The sequence below is a fragment of the Leptothermofonsia sp. ETS-13 genome (assembly GCF_049200465.1).
Taxonomy (GTDB): domain Bacteria; phylum Cyanobacteriota; class Cyanobacteriia; order Leptolyngbyales; family Leptolyngbyaceae; genus Leptothermofonsia.
The window spans coordinates 494,714-512,162 of the sequence record NZ_CP120836.1 but is presented as its reverse complement, the minus strand read 5'-3'; the positions used below and the strand labels follow the sequence as shown (position 1 = coordinate 512,162).

9 protein-coding genes are annotated in these 17,449 nt (G+C 50.5%); 4 read left to right on the top strand and 5 right to left on the bottom strand.

Features of this window, described 5'->3' with window-relative positions:
- The first annotated feature begins 365 nt into the window (after positions 1-365).
- Positions 366-890, top strand: a complete 525-nt coding sequence (locus P4D80_RS02430; protein ID WP_421657260.1) for a GIY-YIG nuclease family protein — start codon at positions 366-368, stop codon at positions 888-890.
- Between the two features lie 21 nt (positions 891-911).
- Here the strand turns inward: P4D80_RS02430 and P4D80_RS02425 are convergent, their stop codons facing one another.
- From P4D80_RS02425 to P4D80_RS02410, 4 genes are all read right to left on the bottom strand, one after another.
- Positions 912-1,331 (bottom strand): pYEATS domain-containing protein, encoded by a 420-nt coding sequence (locus P4D80_RS02425; protein ID WP_421657259.1) that lies wholly within the window; start codon positions 1,329-1,331, stop codon positions 912-914.
- Positions 1,332-1,730: 399 nt separating this feature from the next.
- A complete protein-coding gene (locus P4D80_RS02420; RefSeq protein WP_421657258.1) occupies positions 1,731-2,705 on the bottom strand; it encodes a cysteine synthase A in 975 nt (324 codons plus the stop codon).
- A gap of 125 nt (positions 2,706-2,830) precedes the next feature.
- Positions 2,831-3,001 carry a hypothetical protein gene (locus P4D80_RS02415; RefSeq protein WP_421657257.1) on the bottom strand — a complete coding sequence of 57 codons (171 nt, stop codon included), beginning with the start codon at positions 2,999-3,001 and terminating at the stop codon, positions 2,831-2,833.
- A gap of 34 nt (positions 3,002-3,035) precedes the next feature.
- Complete coding sequence (locus P4D80_RS02410; protein ID WP_421657256.1) at positions 3,036-3,671, bottom strand: peroxiredoxin; 636 nt, start codon at positions 3,669-3,671, stop codon at positions 3,036-3,038.
- Positions 3,672-4,092: 421 nt separating this feature from the next.
- Here P4D80_RS02410 and P4D80_RS02405 point away from each other — a divergent pair, with 421 nt between their 5' ends.
- From P4D80_RS02405 to P4D80_RS02395, 3 genes are all read left to right on the top strand, one after another.
- Positions 4,093-4,863 carry a peptidyl-prolyl cis-trans isomerase gene (locus P4D80_RS02405; RefSeq protein ID WP_421657255.1) on the top strand — a complete coding sequence of 257 codons (771 nt, stop codon included), beginning with the start codon at positions 4,093-4,095 and terminating at the stop codon, positions 4,861-4,863.
- Between the two features lie 114 nt (positions 4,864-4,977).
- Entirely contained in the window at positions 4,978-7,551 is a 2,574-nt protein-coding gene (locus P4D80_RS02400) for a peptidase domain-containing ABC transporter (protein WP_421657254.1), read from the top strand.
- Between the two features lie 127 nt (positions 7,552-7,678).
- Positions 7,679-7,912, top strand: a complete 234-nt coding sequence (locus P4D80_RS02395) for a helix-turn-helix domain-containing protein (RefSeq protein ID WP_421657253.1) — start codon at positions 7,679-7,681, stop codon at positions 7,910-7,912.
- A gap of 989 nt (positions 7,913-8,901) precedes the next feature.
- Here the strand turns inward: P4D80_RS02395 and P4D80_RS02390 are convergent.
- On the bottom strand, positions 8,902-17,130 hold the full coding sequence (locus P4D80_RS02390; protein WP_421657252.1) for a cadherin-like domain-containing protein: 8,229 nt from the start codon (positions 17,128-17,130) through the stop codon (positions 8,902-8,904).
- Positions 17,131-17,449 lie beyond the last annotated feature (319 nt).

Sequence of the window (17,449 nt, the reverse complement as noted above, 5' to 3'; positions counted from 1 at the left end):
TCTTGATTGCTCTATTTCTTTGTAATGCTGATTTTTCATAGGTCTCAGGATTATTGACAGCTTTGATGGCAGTTTCACCCTTGAACCGGATGCTCAAGCAATCCTGTTTGAATTGCTCAAGAGCGAGGCATTTCTACAGCAGGTGGCTGAGCAGTTGCAATGCTCGCAAGTTCAGTTCACCGGGCTTCTTTTTCAACCAGTTCCCTATAGCCACTCGACTCCTAAGGGAATGCCTGCCGAGTTCGAAAAGTATTATGCCTCCACGGATTACGCTATCATCAACGTCCCCCCAACTTTATGTTCAAGGCAGTGATCTTTAAGCCCAGCAGGTTATGTGCCATTTACCAGAAGGTGAGCCATTAGCGATGTCTACCTTGGCCAGCTTGGATTTTATTCCCTACCTCAAGGACAGTGGCGAACTTCCCGATCAGTTCTTGGGGAAAGTGGGTGTCTACGCAATTTTTGACCAGGCTCAGAAACTGCAATACATTGGCTACTCGCGGGATGTCTATCTTAGCCTCAAGCAGCATCTGGTTCGTCAGCCCCATTTGTGTTATTGGATTAAAGTGCAGATGATTGATCGTCCCAGTCGGGCGATTTTAGAGGAAATTCGCGATCGCTGGATTGCAGAAAATGGCTCTGTACCTCCAGGAAATAGGTCGGAGGTGGCACAGTGGAACCAGCCCATTGATGTCAAGCATCTGATGACTCCAGATGAGCAAACCAGCTACACCTCTGCCACTGATGAACTCGCCCAAACTAAAATATTGAAGCAGGTTGCCCGGCGGGTTGAAGCAGAGATTTTAGAAGTATTACAGGCTCGTGGGGTGCAGGAGGATGTTCGCTTTAACCCTAAGCTGAAGGAAGCAGGATTACTGGATTTGAAGTAGCAGTTGTGCAAGCATGCTCATCTATACCCCAGCCCCTTGTGGAAGCTCAATAAAGCAGGTTAGCCACAGGGGGTCTTTGGCTTCTCGTTCAACATAGGCAACTACTGTAAATTCTTCGCAAATTTCCATCCACAGTTCAAAATGCTTCTCTTTCGCCTCAGTTGCCACAATGGGATGTTTGAAGGACTCATGCAGGCGGTAGGTCAGGCGGGTGCAGGCGTTGAACTCAGTTTCGGTGTAGGTATCTAACCAAACTTTGACCCAGTAGCGTCCGGGTGCTGCGGTCCTGGAACTGCTCTCTCTGGCCGCATGAATTAGATAGAGGGTTTCCGCGATCGCGGTTGAATGCTTCTGGTAATCCACCACGGCCTCAGTGGCACCGAGTGACACCAGGATACCATTAACCCCCTCTGCCGTCACCGTTTCCATGCTTGGGTTCATCAGAGCTGGAGGGCTCCTAACTCAAAGTAACCTGCCCTCAGCGGAGAACCGGCCTCAATCCGCCTGACTAGCACAGTAAAGAGTCGATTAGTTCTGATTACGACGGTTACAAACACCCAAAAGGCAATCCACAGAATAGTTTGCAAAGAGGTACCAGGGCGGGGGCAATCAGATTACCTGAAGCGTAAGAGGGATGAGCATGAGAAGGAATCTGGGCGACTGGGCGATCGCCTCCTTCCGACAGTAACAGCCATCCCTCACTAGCCCATGCGGATGCTTGGGATGAAAAGATTGCTGGCTGCTTAAAACTTCGGTTCAAATCATTCTGCCTTGAGCAACGCCCCTCTGACGGCAAATGCCCATCGAACCATTTCAGATTTTTGCAAGAACAAGTACCTCCTATGTTGGTAGAAGCCCTTTCCCTGACAGCCATTCCCGGTTGAACAGCTTGGATTGGTAACGGTTACCACCGTCACACAAAATTGTCACAATCGTGTGTCCAGGTCCCATCTGTTTTGCCAGAGCAACGGCAGCTCCCACATTAATTCCCGTTGAGCCCCCCAAAAACAATCCATCTTTCTCCAGGAGCTGGTAGACAACCCGCACCGCTTCCACATCATCTACTTGAATTGCATCATCAGCGGGGGCTCCTTCCATATTGGCGGTCACCCGACTGTTTCCAATTCCTTCAGTAATGGAATTTCCCTCTATCTTGATCTCGCCCGTTTTGATGTAGCTGTAAAGCCCGCTCCCCATGGGATCGGCAACCACACACTGAATATCTGGGTTCTTCTCCTTCAAAAACATCGCCACTCCAGCATAGGTACCGCCCGTTCCAGTGGATGTGACCCAAGCATCTACCTTACCATCAGTTTGTGCCCAAATTTCGGGCCCAGTTGTTTCGTAATGGGCACGGCGATTTGCCAGATTGTCAAATTGGTTCGCCCAAATAGCATTTTCCATTTCCGAGGCCAACCTGCCAGAGAGTTTGACGTAGTTATTGGGATCTCGGTAAGGAACAGCAGGTACTGGACGAACTTCCGCGCCTAATGTTCGCAAAAGGTCCATCTTCTCCTGAGATTGGGTTTCGGGGATGATAATCAGGCAGCGATAGCCCTTGGCATTGCAAATATGGGCAAGCCCGATTCCCGTATTTCCGGCAGTCCCTTCAACCACAGTACCACCCCGCTTGAGAATACCTTTTTCTTCTGCATCCTGGATGATGTAGAGCGCTGCCCGGTCTTTGACGGAACCGCCTGGATTCAGAAACTCTGCTTTTCCCAGGATTTCGCATCCTGTCTCTTCGCTAAAGCTATTAAGCCGAATCAACGGAGTGTTACCTACAGTGCCAACAAATCCACATTTGATATCCATTCTGAAAAAATACTCTAGAAACGACCTGAATGATTCCTCTCTAAAATTTTCGCCTAATATAGCTGTTCTAAATGAATAGAGCTGTTCTAAATTTAGTTGTGAGATGGAGAGGCTTTGTATTTAATTCAAACTAAGTAGCCAGGCGCAATTAAATTGAGGATAATTTTGGGGGTGGAGAGGGCTGCGCCCCCAACTTCATCCTTGCCAATTATTTGCCAATTAATGATGGCTACCTGCTTCACAACAATGATGATATCCAGTGCCACGAATAAAAAAGAGAGGGTAGGTACTATCACTCACCCTCCTGCTAGTTATTAATGATTTAGCACTTTATTTGTTAGGTTGAGGAGTCAACCGTAGATAAGGCTTGACCTCTGTGACCCCTTTCGGAAACTTCTGCTTGGCTTCTTCCGTGGGAATGGAGGGAACTACCACCACATCATCGCCATCTTTCCAGTTAACCGGAGTGGCAACGCCATAGTTATCTGTCAATTGGAGAGAGTCAATCACCCGCAGGATCTCTTCAAAATTACGTCCAGTGCTGGGAGGATAGGTAATAGTCAGACGCAGTTTCTTCTGAGGGTCAATCACAAACACCGTGCGCACGGTCACCTTCTCGTTCGCATTAGGGTGAATCATCCCATACAGGTTGGATACCGACTTATCGGCATCTGCAATGATGGGGTAGTTAACGGTTGTGTTTTGGGTTTCATTGATGTCTTTGATCCAGCCCTTGTGAGAATCCGTATCATCAACGCTGAGGGCAATCACTTTTGTGTTGCGCTTTTCAAATTCGGACTTGAGTTTAGCCACTTCACCCAGTTCTGTGGTGCAAACGGGAGTGTAATCTGCCGGGTGAGAGAAGAAAACTACCCAGCTGTCACCTGCCCAGTCATAAAAATTAATTTCGCCTTCACTGCTCTGTTGAGTGAAGTTGGGGACGGTGTCGCCTAATTGGAGAACCATAAGCGAATTTCCTTCTGTTAATAGAATGAGAGTCTATCTTTTTACTCTGCGTTTACTCTAATGATCATGCCATAAAATCCGGTTTTCCGGTCGGAGTTTAGATCTATTTATGATTTCAATTTAAATCCAGGAGTCTTTGCCTTCCTGGTTCCATTGGGGCTTAATATGAAGCGGGTATGTATGCAGTGAATGCTGGCAAGCAAAATCCTGTAAAGAAGGTCCCCGGATTGTTTCTTGAAACGAAGGTAATCTGTAGCAATTCCTTATAATTACTTGGGCACTATTGATATGGATGATATGGAAAGATCTATCAGGATTCTTACGGTTTTCCGGATAAAGTTTGCATAAAATTTAATGCAGTGCCGGAAATGAACTTAAGGCAACACAGCACAGACTCTGAATTTCTAAGACTTGGTTATTCATGGAATCACAAGAATCAAAGGCCTTGCTTATCGTTGATGAACAGCCCCTTTCTCTAAGGCAGTGCTTAAGGTATTTGCAGTCAGCAGGTAAGCTTCAGCCCTTTATTGGAGATATTCTGCGTCAGTATGTCTTGGAGCGCGAACTAGCAAATCGACAGGATTTGGACATCAGCCCCGCCATGATTGAACAGGCGGTAGTTGATTTTCGTTTAAAGCAGAACTTGACCGATCCTCAGGTGTTTCAGGATTGGTTGATGCGCAACGGCATTAACTATGAGCAGTTCCACAGCCAAATTTCAAACAGCTTCAAATTGGAAAAATTAAAGGCGGTGGTTACTGAAGCGCGAATACAGGAGCACTTCATTGAGCGAAAATTGTTCTATGACCGGGTTGTACTGTCTCGCATTGTCGTCCCCAGCAAGGATATGGCAGACGAGCTTTACAGCCAGATTATGGAAGGTGCCAGTTTTGAGCAGCTTGCCCGGGAATACTCGATCGCCGATGAAAAAATCGCCAACGGCATGATGGGGCCGGTGAGCCGTGGAACAATGCCTGATGCCTTGAGAGCTGCGATTGACTCAGCCAGCCCTGGAGAATTGGTTGGTCCCATCCAGGTCGAAAACCATTGGGCCATTTTCCGAGTTGAGCAGTTTATTCCGGCAACCCTGGAAGATGCTCCTCTGCGTCAAGCTATGCAAAACGAATTGTTTGAGCGGTGGGTAGCGGAAAAAATTCAGACGATGACTGTCAAACTGCAAGTCAACGATTAGGGGCCCAATTGTCAATTTTTTGATACGAAAATCGACTCTCGTTGGGAGAAAGCACTAGTTTAAACATGCCATGCATCTTTCTATCTTTCTATCTATGCTTGTGCAGGTGATTCAATGATTGCCCAAGACCTTGCCAATCTGCCCTGGGATGTCCCCCCCCTCAGCTTTTTGAGCCCCTATCAGCAAGTTCAATTCAAACAAGCGGTGGATATTCGTCGCTTTAGTCTGGGAGAAATGCTCTGGTCAACAGAGGCACCTGGTAGCCAGATGCTGGTACTGGCGGGTAAAGTCCGCCTGATTCCAGAGGAAGGGCAGTCCATCATCCTGAAGCAGGGAGATTGGTTGGGAGATGCCCTGGAACTGCCTGGCTTCTGGCGGGCAAGGGCAGCGGACAAAGATGTAGTGGTAGCACTCTGGAAAGCGGATCTGTGGAGTAAAATTTCTTCCTCCGATCTGCAACAGTACTGGGCTTTACAGCGATTACGCTATCAACCTCAAACGGAAATCACTCCCCAGCCTGTTTCAGACTTCCCCTTTGTTTCAGGGGTCAATACGGCTGCTGCCTGTCTGACCATGGTAGCAAGTCATCTGCAAAATCCTGCCCAGTTGGAGTGGGTGCAGCGCCAGATCCGCAGCCAGCAACCGCCAGATGTGGTGGAGGCATCGGAAAAGCTAGGGCTCCAATTGCGTCGGGTTGAGACGACATGGAGCGATTTGCGCAAAGTCCCCCTCCCGGCTCTAATGCAATGGCGAGAGGGAGAAAGGGTTAATGGAGCCACTCCCAGCCTTCGCGATCGCAGCACCACTCCATTCCACTGGGTGCTGGTCTATGCTGTCCGGGGCGATCGCCTGATTATCGGAGATCCCCTCAACTCTGCCCGTACCTGCGAGAGTGTGCCTCGCGCGATGGTTGAGCCCGCCTGGGATGGGCAACTCTGGCTAGTGGAAGCCGTCCAGAAGCAGGAACGATTTAGCCTTGCCTGGTTCTTGCCTGCGGTGATGAAATACCGGGGGCTGCTGACGGAGGTGCTAATCGCATCCTTCACCCTACAAATCTTAGGACTGGCAACCCCGATCATTACTCAGGTGGTGATTGACAAGGTAATGGTGCAGGGTAGTATGCCAACCCTGCATGTGATGGCGATCGCGCTCCTTGGTGTTGCCTTCTTTGAAGGGCTCCTGGGTATTCTGCGCCTGTTCATCTTTACCCACACCGCCCGCCGATTAGATCTCAGCCTTTCTGCCCAGCTTTTTCGCCATTTAATGCGGTTACCCCTGTCCTACTTTGAGCAGCGCCGTGTTGGGGATACCGTCGCCCGCGTCCAGGAGTTGGAAAATATCCGGCAATTCCTGACTGGAACTGCGCTCACGGTTGTCCTGGATGCCTTCTTCGCGGTCGTATACCTGGCCATCATGATTTATTACAGTGCCATTCTGACTCTGGCGGCACTGGCGGTGATTCCGCTGTTTATCATCCTCACACTCACAGCGACCCCCATCCTGCGCAACTGGCTCAACGAAACCTTTAACCGCAGCGCAGATAGCCAGTCCTTCCTGGTGGAAACCGTGACTGGAATTCAGGCCGTGAAAGCCCACACAGCAGAAAAAGTGGCGCGCGATCGCTGGGAAGGTCTGTTTGCCCGCTTCATCCGCACCGGCTTTAAAGCCTCCACCACTCAAAATATCAGTAGCAACATAGCCGACTTCCTCACCAACCTTTCCTATCTGATTGTTCTCTGGGTGGGCGCAAGTTTGGTAATTGAACAAAAACTCACCATTGGTCAACTCGTCGCTTTCCAGATGCTTTCCGGCAGAATGACTGGTCCTCTGCTTCGACTGGTGCAACTCTGGCAAAACCTGCAACAGGTGCTGCTCTCGGTTGACCGGATTGGCGACATTCTTAACACGGCTCCCGAAGCCGAAGCGGGTTCTGGACTGGTACTCCCTCCCCTCAAAGGACAGGTCACCTTCGACCAGGTCTTCTTCCGCTACCATCCTACCCAGGAACCTGTTCTGCGGGGCATTTCCTTCAGTGTTGAGCCAGGAATGCTGGTCGGTGTGGTCGGGCGTAGCGGTTCTGGCAAGAGTACCCTCTCTAAACTGCTTCAACGCCTTTATCCAGTAGAGTCGGGGCGCATTTTAATTGATGGCTTCGATGTCAAAAGTGCTGATCTTGCCTCGCTCAGGCAACAAATTGGCGTTGTCCTGCAAGAAGACTTTATCTTTAACGGTTCTGTTCTGGAAAACATTAGCCTGGGTAATCCAGACATCACCGCCGAACAGGTTGTAGAAGCAGCTCGCCTGGCCGTTGCCCACGACTTCATCAGCGAACTGCCTCACGGTTATGAAACCAGCGTCGGTGAGCGAGGAACAGCCCTTTCGGGAGGGCAACGCCAGCGACTGGCTCTGGCCCGCCTATTCCTCTCCCAGGCACCCATACTAATTCTGGATGAAGCCACCAGCGCCCTTGATGCGGAGACTGAGCAACAGGTCTTACAGAACCTGCAACGAGTTTCTCAAAATCGCACAGTCTTTTTGATTGCCCACCGCTTTGCACCACTTAAGCGGGCGGACCTGATCGTGGTGCTGGAGAAAGGGGTTCTGGTTGAAAAAGGAACCCACACAGACCTGTTGCAAAGTAAAGGATTATATTGGTCGCTCTATCAACGACAACAGGCTTCTGTGTAAGTGCAAAAGGTGATAGTTGCTACCTATCATGAACTCAGCCCTAATGCGACTTCAGTGCACCGATTATGCAATTAGCAGGAGTCAAAGATCTTTTAGAGGAGACACTTTCCACTGGCTCATAACCCTGATGCTTCCCCCTCTATACGTGTGTCCCTTGAGTGAAACCCAACAACAAGCTGCCCTCAAACAAGGACTACGCTGCAAAGATGCTTTTACTCTGCGGCGCTGCCAAATCTTGCTGGCTAGGGCTAGACGTATCCAGCCCAGAGACATTGCCACCACGGTCGGTGGTAGTGTCCAAACTGTTTGCAAGGTGATTCGTGCCTTCGAGCAGCAGGGGTTAGCTTGTTTGCACGCCTGATCGAGTCGTCCTAAAACGGTCAAACTCATCTTGGATGAGGACAAGCGCGCCCAATTGCGACAGGTGCTCCATGCTAATCCTCTTTAATTTGTCCACATTTTGCTAAAACCTCGGAGGTTTAAGCGCCAAGGTGGTTCATGAGGTGCAGTTTTAGGTTAAAACCTCCGAGGTTTTTGTATAGCTCTACGCAGGTGCGTTAAGACATTGGAATTGGAAGGGGAGTGGGGGCTTCGCCTCCAGCCAGGGGTTCCACCCCTACCCCCCGTCCTAACCACAATGACTACCGCTATACCTGTAAAGAGTCCCTGCTTGAATGCGATTGAGCCGAAGTGGATTCATGCCAAGCAGGCCATTGTAGAACCATAACGGATACTGAACGCACAAGAAGTTAAGACCAGAGTCTATGACTATTTTGATTGTCTCTTGCTAGAACCCTTAGCAAAAAAGGTCTCTTGAAAATGCACTAGCCCCATCAAACAATGTGTTGAACGAATCAGTTGGATTACGGCATTGAAGGAGAACCGTGTGCTCGCTCCGATGACCTTTACTAGTGCTTGCAACCGTGACCGAGTTGAATGTGCAGGCGTACTTGTTCCCCCAATTGGAGCCAGGAAACAAGATTGAGAATTGGTGGCTTGCTGTAGAGACTTGGATACGGCAGAAAGGGGATGCATTTGATATCTTTCGTGATAGTGTGGATGCTGCCTTCAAAAGATGTCCCAACGTCTTTGCGTAAGGCTATAGAGACCAGCACCCAAAGCCTCTTAATCCCGCGTTGTTGAAAAGCAGTATGAATCAAAACGAAGTTTCGAGCATACTGCACCTACTTCATATCCAAATTCAGCAACGCCGCCTCTCAATCCCACGAATGATTTAGGACTGCTATAGCATTGGGGGAAGGTACGAAAAGCACCTTCCCCCAAATATCTCTTTTTACATTCTTGTATGAAGTTGGTTAGCAGAAGTAACCTGTTGTTTGGAGCAACGCCTTAGCTCTCCGGGTAGGAGAAGATAATGGTGAAGAACTCCGTCGGTAGAGTACCGCCTGGACCTCCATCCGAAACGCTGATCTGGAAGGTGTCTGTGGAACCACCGCCTAGTGATCGATAGACCACTCTTCCGGCATCAATATCTTCCTGAGTAAAGTTTTGACCACTAATCAGCGGCGTCCCATTTAACTCCAGTTGTCCAAAGGCAGCGTTGGGAGCAGCAACAAGTTGATAGATAATTTGGTTGGGCGTATTATCTACATCCGTTACTTGAAGTATTCCAGAGCTGATCTCCGTCAACGATGCCACATCACCCGGAACTTCGATAGTTGGGTTAGGTGTTAGCAATACTGGTGCATCATTTGTTGGCGTGACGTTAATTTCGAAGATTCGATTAAGCGTTGCAGCTCCATCGGTGACTGAATAGAAGAAGGAATCTTTATTCCCAGGCGTTTCATTACCATTGTGCTGGTAGGAAATCAAGCCTGTATCAATATCTGCCTGGGTAAAGGTCTGACCATTAACCAGCGCTACACCATTACGGAAGAGGGTACCAAACAGAGGTTGTGCCACCAGGGTATAGGTAAGCGGTTGGCTCTCTGGATCTGTTATTTGCAAGGTAGACCGGGTAATGGTCGTAATGGCCCCTTCAGAAATAGTCAGCGGTCCATTAGAAACCACCAGTGGTGGATCATTAACTGGGATAACACCAATGTTGAACACAGTCGAGCCAATGTTGCCGCCAGCACCGTCGCTTACAGTGAAGGTAAAGCTATCGCTGGTGGTTTCGCTGCCGTTATGGCGGTAAGTTACACGGTTAAGATTGACATCATTTTGAGTGAAGGTTTGACCCACGCTCAAGTTACTGCCATTTAACCGCACACTGCCGCTGGTTGGCAGATTGATTACCATGTACCGCAATTGGGAAGCAGTGTTATCCGGATCGGTAACTTGCAACAGGGTGCTGCTAATAGTGCCGCTCTGTCCCTCGGTGACTGATAGAGTCTGACGATTTGCCAGCACGGGGTTGTCGTTGATCGGGTTAACCCGGATGTTGAACTGGGCTGTCGTGGGCTGGGTCCCGCCATCGTTTACGGTAAAGGTGAAGCTGTCGAGAGTAGTTTCACTACCGTTATGGAGATACCGGATCAAGTTTAGCCCGATGTCTGTCTGAGTAAAGGTATTACCAGTCAAAAGGGTTGTACTATTTCTGAGCAGTACTCCGTTACTGGCGGCTGTACCGATAGTGTAGACGATTTCCGCTGTAGTATTGTCTACATCGGTGGTTCTCAATAAACCATTGCTGATCACCTGGCTTGCCCCTTCGTTAAGGGTTAGGGTGTTGTTAGTAACCAGAACTGGTGAGTCATTGAAGGCTGTAACGTTGATGTCAACAGTACGAGTGACAGGAGTCCCGGTTGCTGCTCCTGTGAAGCCGTTGTCGTTGAGGGTAATAGTCAATCGGTCGGAGCCGAAGTAGTTGGAGTTACCCCGGTAGACCAGGCTGGCGAGGGCAGTGGCGATCGCGTCAATCGTGCCTTCGTAAACTGCACTGGCAGTCCCGTTCGAGCCACTAATCGTGGTCAATCCAGCCGGATTCAGGTTCAGAGTCCCGTTATTAACGGACAGGGTCAGCCGCACGGGGTTAGGACCAGAATCCACATCAGTGACAACGATCGCCCTGGCCCCATCAAATGTCAGATCCGTATCTTCGACCACGGGCACTGTCCCTGTCGGGAGTGAGAGGAAGACAGGTGAGTCATTAACTGCCGTGACATTGATGCTGAGGGTCTTGGTATCGGTTAATGCACCGCCAATTCCGGTGTTCCCCAGATCATTGACCGTAATAGTGGCCTCATCCGGTCCGTTATAGTCTTGCAGCCCCTGGTAATGCAGAGTACTCAACGCCGAGTTAACCGATGTGCGGGTACCCGTGATGGTAATAGTGGAAGTGCCAGCCCCGCTGATAGTAGCAGGTGGAGTGCCAGTTCCAGCGGTAAGCGTTCCCTGGAGAACGGATACCGTCACCTCTAAATTGCCTGGAGTGGACTCCCCGGCATCCACATCCGTGACTGAGATGCCGGACAGGGTGATCAGTCCATCCTCTGGCCCCGTGCGGACGCCGGGCGTAATATTCAGGACGGGCGCATCGTTCACCGGGTTGATGTTAACGGTCAGGGTTTGGGTGACGGAGAGCGGATTACTGGGTGAATTGCCCTGATCGTTGACGGTGATCCGAATCTGATCTTGACCGTTGATATTGGGCTTGCCCTGATAGTTGAACGTACTCAACGTGGCGTTCAGGTCTGCCAGTCTACCCGTTAGGGTCACACTATTGCTGTTATTGCCAGTGACGACTACACTTCCGGTTGGGCTGAAGCCGAGGTTGCCCCCCGTTGCGGCTCCATTAGGACCTAAGGCCGTCAGGGTCACCCGCAGGGTGCCGTTCCCAGCATCCACATCGTTAATGCTGACGCCTGGGATGCCGATAGTGGCATCTTCATCAACCACTTGCGTACCTGGCAGTGTCAGCGTCGGTGGGTCGTTGATGGCCGTTACGTTGATTGTGAAAGTCTGGGTGGGTGAAGTGTTGACTCCACCATTATCGATGCCACCACTGTCGCGCAGTCCGACCGTCACAATAGCGGTGCCGTTAGCATCCTGGGCTAAGGCATAGCTGAGGGTGCCGTTCGGGGCGATCGTGGGTTGTCCGGTGGTAGTAAACAGAGATGGATTGTTGTTGGCAACGATGAAGCTAACGGTCTGGTTCGACTCATTGGGTGGCAGCGGTGTGCCGGGTCCTGGACTGATGTTCGTTGCCCAAAGTACCGACTGGGGTGGAGCATCTTCTGCCACTGTAATGTTGGAACCGGGGGTGAAGGTCGGCGCATCATTCACGGAGTTAACCGTGATGGTGAAGATGTAGTCATCCGAGGTGTCATCACCACCCAGGGTAGTTCCACCGCTATCCTGCAAGCTAACCGTTACCGTTGCTGTTCCAAAGGCATTGTCAGCCGGGGTGTAAATCAAATTACCTGTATTCGGGTCAATAGTGGGCTGTCCGGCGGTTGTGAACAGGTCAGGATTGGAGTTGCTGACAATGAAGCTGAGGCTCTGGCTAGATTCATTCGCTGGACCACGGGAAATGTTGGTCGCCCAACCGTTAATAGTCTGGGTTCCCGCATCCTCATTCACCACTTGGTTAGGACCGCCAGTAAAGGTGGGGGCATCATTTACTGGAAGCACGTTAACCGGGATCGTGCGGGTAACACTTTGGGCACCAGGAGCACCGGTTGCACCCTGATCGTTCACCGTGATGGTGATGGTGTCACTGCCGTTGTAGTCTGGATTGCCCCGGTAGACCAGGTTTGACAGGACGCTTCGGACGCTGGCGATCGCACCCTGAATCGTCAGGTTGCTGGCCCCGTTGGTGCTGCTAATGAATGTCACTCCTGCTGTCGAAGCCAGGCTCAGGGTACCGTTTTGGGCAGACAGAATGGCTCTCACCGGGCTACCGCCAGAATCGATATCGGTGGTTTCAATGCCGGTAATAGTTAGCGGCGTGTCTTCGATCACGGGCAAGGTGGTCGTTGGAACTGTTAGGGTCGGTCCATCGTTGACCGCAGCAACTGTGATATTGATCGTGCCGTTGGCTGTATTTGTACCGTCGCTGGCTGAAACAATCAGTGCATCGGGACCGCTGAATTCACTGGCTGGGGTGTAAATCAGGTTATCAAGTGCCGTTTCAACTGCCGTAGGCGAGCCAGTCACTGTCACACTCGAAGAATTGTTGTTGGTGACCCCTGCTCCGGAGTTCACTGTAATGATGCCATTGGCAACCGTCAGCGTCACGGTAATTGGATCATTCTCGGCATCGCTGAGGCGAATCCGGTTGGCATTGGAGAAGGTGAGCTGGGTGTCCTCATCTACGGTTTGAGCTCCGGGCAGCGTCAATGAAGGTGCGTCATTGACAGGAGTGACGTTGATGTTGAAGGTGGTGAGGGAAAGATTGCCCGTTGAACCATCGGAAGCGGTAAAGGCAAAGCTATCACTGGTGGTTTCGCCACCGTCATGGCGATAGGAAAGCTGCCCACTGTTGATGTCTCCCTGAGTAAAGGTTTGTCCAACTGCCAGTGGTGTGGTTCCCAACAACAGGGTGCCGCGATCGGGAAGATCGCCGAGGGTGTAGGTGACATCATTGGGACCATCCGGGTCAGTCACCAACAGAGCAGTGCTGGCGATCGCAGACGAAGCTCCTTCCGACAGAGTCAGGCCCATATTTAATGAAACTCTGGGTGGATCATTGACCGGAGTAATAGCGATATTGAAGGTATTAGGTCCAACCGCAGGGGAAACAACTCCATCCGAAAGAGTAAAGCTGAAGCTATCCGAAACAGTTTCGCTACCGTTATGGGAGTACCGCAGTTGCCCGCTGTTAATATCTGCCTGGGTGAACGTGGTGACAGCACTAATGCCTAGCAGCAGTGTGCCACTGGCAGGTGCCGAAGTGACGGAGTAGACCAGACTGGCTGGCAACGGATTGTCGTTGTCGGTCGCGAGTAGGGAACCGTTGCTAATTTGAATCAATCCCCCTTCCAGCAGGCTGACCCCGCCATTGTTAACCAATACGGGCGCGTCATTAACGGGCATTACATTGATGCTGAAGGTCGTCAGCGCCAGATTCCCTGTTGCGGTGCCATCAGAGGCGGTAAAGGTGAAGCTGTCGAGAGTAGTTTCACTGCCATCGTGAGTGTAGGAAAGCTGCCCGTTCGTAATGTCACTCTGCGTAAAGGTTCCTCCGGTTGCCAGTGGAGTGCTCCCCAGTAGTAAAGTGCCGCGTGCAGGCAGGCTACCGACTGTGTAAGTGACGGGGCTGGGACCATCGGGGTCCGTCACCAGCAGGGCGACATCGCTAATGGTTGAAGAAGTTCCCTCAGAAAGGGTCAAGCCGGTATTGAGGGAAACCCTGGGTGCATCGTTGACGGGAGCAATCGCAATATTAAAGACATTCGGACCCAGCGGTGCCCCAATCACTCCATCCGTAATCGTAAAGCTGAAGGTATCAGAAACCGACTCACCCCCATTGTGGGAATATCGCAGTTGACCGCTGTTCACATCGGCCTGGGTGAAGGTGGTGACCGGATTCACACCCAGGAACAGCGTGCCGTTAGTAGGTGCAGAGGTGACCGAGTACACCAGGCTGGCCGGTGGTGGATTGTCGTTGTCAGTAATTTGCAGAACACTATTGGTAATCAGGAATGTACCGCCTTCAGACAATGAGGCTCCAGTATTTGTCGCCAGCACGGGGGCATCATTGGCTGGTGTCACCGTGATGCTGAAGGTGGCTGTCGGAATTGCACTGCTAGAACCATCTGATGCCGTAAAGGTAAAGCTGTCCGTCAATGGTGACTCGGAACCATGGTGCTGATAAGTCATTCGACCCAGGTTATCAATATCATCCTGAGTAAAGGTTTGACCTACCGTTAGAGGCGTGCCAAACCGATTGAGACTGCCGTTGCTCGGCGTGCTCAGCAGCGTGTAAACAATTTGAGGCGGCGGGTTGTCCTGATCCGTAATGCGCAGCAGAGTATTGCCAATTACAGCGGTAGTGCCTTCGGTTAGGGTTAGTCCAGTATTCGTTGCCAGCACCGGCACAAAGTTAGTCCGGCTAATGGTGATATTGAAAGTGGCAGGATCTCCAGCAGGAATTGTATTGACTCCATCGGTCACTGTAAAGGTAAAGCTGTCGCTGTTGGTGTTGCTGCCATCATGGTCATAGGAAACAGTGCCGTTGTTAATGTCGGCCTGGGTGAAGGTGTTGGTTTGAGTGCCGTCGCGATAGAGGGTACCTCTAGTAGGTCCTGTCACGACGGTGTAGACCACCTGGTCTGGCAATGTGAGAAACTCAGCATCAGTGGCTGCCAGCAGAGTTGAGGTAATCCGAGCAGTCGCATCCTGGCTCACTGTCAGCCCCAGATTCGTTGTCAGCACAGGTGCATCGTTAACCGGAGTGACATTGATACTGAAGGTGGTTGTTGGTGGAGTCAGAGTACCGCCAGCACTATCTGAAACCGTAAATACGAAGGTGTCGTTAGTCGTTTCGCTGCCGTTGTGGCTATATTGCAACTGGGTACCACTATTGACATCGGCCTGGGTAAAGGTACTGCCAGCCGAGAGTGTTACTCCGTTTAATACCAAGTTGCCGTTAGCAGGCAGGCTATCGAGGTTGTAGACAATTTGCGAAGCCAGTTGTTGCTCAATATCAGTGACTAATAAGGTATTGCTGGTCAAAACAGCTCCCTGCCCTTCAGTGACCGCAAGGACAGCATTGCTGACCAGGGTAGGTGGGTCGTTGACCGGAACGGTATTGATGGTGAAAGTGGTGTTTCCAATTGTTCCACCTACACCATCGGAAACGCTAAAGATGAAATTATCAATCAGAGTTTCTGAACCATCCTGGGTATAGGACAGCCTGCCTGCATTAATATCAGCTTGGGTAAAGGTACTCCCCGTGGTGATGGCAGCACCACTCAGACTAAGGTTGCCGTGATCAGGGGGATCAACCAGTGTGTAGGTAACTTGATTGGCGGAATTGTTGTCATCGGTGACAAGCAGCAGCGTGCTAGCGATTGTCTGCGTGCCACCCTCGCTTAAAGTTAGATTACTTTTAGTTGCTAGAACGGGCAGGTTGTTTGCCACAATATTTAACTCATAGAAGCTGGCTTCATTTGTCTTGGGGAAGACTCGAATGAAGTAGTTGCCAGGATCGAGATTAGCTGAGATGGCTTCTGTGGCACCAGCTGGATTTGTCGATTGCAGCGGATTTCCACCAATGACAACGGGATTGCCTGCTGAGTCAAGAACTTGAATATCCAGATCCCCGTCCAAGTTCGAACCATTGAGTCCTGTGAGGGAAAGACTCAGACTGGTAGGGCTACCCAGGAAGAAGCGGTAAAAGTCTACTGGATCCGTACTATCAATGGAGTCTCGATAAAGACCATTGCCATTCAATGGACCGATGGAGAAGCCAGTGGCACCGGTATTGTCAGCAAGATCAACTCGGGTTGGCGGCAGGTAACGAATGAAGGGTGCAGTTGCCTGGTAGTTTAAATCGAGGACTGAGACAATATTGGTGAACCCAGCAAAGGTTGTGCCATTTAAGAACCAGACAACATTTTCACCCGTGGCGACATTACGGAAGAGAATGTCAGCTCTGCCATCGAAGTTGTAATCGCCTGTACCTTGAATTTGATACCTCAAGTCGGGTGCAGCAAGCAGTTCGACAGTTGACACTCGACCGGTTCCGTTCATCAACCAGATGATGTTACCACCACCACCGGGAGTGTAATCTCGGAATAAAAGGTCGGTGTTGCCATCATTGTTAAAATCAGCCGTCCCCTGAAGCCGGAAATTGGTGTTCGGTAAGGACTCAAGTTCGGCAAAGCCACCTGTGAATACCGGACCATTCATGAACCAGACCACATTTTGTCCAGTGGCATAGTTCCGCCAGACAAGGTCGTTTTTACCGTCTTTATTGAGGTCGGCGATACCGTTGATTTGCCAGTTGAGATCGCCATTGGGTGGCAGAATGACCGCCGAGGTTAACGCAGCTCCATTCATGAGCCAGATGCTGTTTTCTCCGGTGCGGTAGTTGCGCCAAACCACATCAGCGTAGCCGTCTCCATCCATATCTCCCGTCGCCTGAACCGTCCAGGCTAGGTCAGGGGCTGTGGTTGTAAAGGCAAACGATGCCAGATTTGCCCCCTCCATAAACCAGACAGAATTTTCACCGGTAGCATAGTTGCGCCAAAAAATGTCTGAGCGGGCGTTATTGTTTGCTGCAATGCTAAGGGAATAGTTAGTGCTGGGGGTTGTAAGCGGGTCTAATGGGTTGGTAGCGGGACCTGGAAAAACGTGAATATAATAGGTACCCGCATCCAGGACGGCACTAAGTGCTTCAGGGAGAGTTCCTGAGTTGAAGGAGCTGAGAGCAGCACCGCCTGCAAAAACTACGGACCCCGAACTATTGAGAACTTCAACGTTGGCGTTGGCGCTAAGCCCCCCTAAAACTAGAGTAAAGCTGCTGCTTCTGGCGAGCGTAAATCGGTAGTAGTCGCTCGAATCCAGAATGCTATTCTCTACACCAACAAATTCTTGGAAAGTCTGAGAACTAGCGATAGGAAATATTGTTTTCGCAGTCGCAAAAGTATTACCGACGGTATCAGGCATTGCTATGACCCCAACAATGGCATTTCTATAATGCCCATCGATACATAGCTACTAACAAATGTTTTAGAAGTTTACAAAAAAAAGTTTTGGTCTCTTCAAAAAATTCAGGGTAATTACGGTGATGAGATCGCAAGCAATCGTAGTTTCACTCTTATCACCGTCGCCAGGTTGCTTAGTGCATTTTCAGGAGACCTTTTTTGCTAGGGGTTCTAACAAGGGATAATCAAAATAGTCACAGACTCTGGTCTTAATTTCTTGTGCACTTAGTATTCGTTGTGGTTCTACAATGGCCCGCGCGGATTCCTAGCTAAGTTACCAG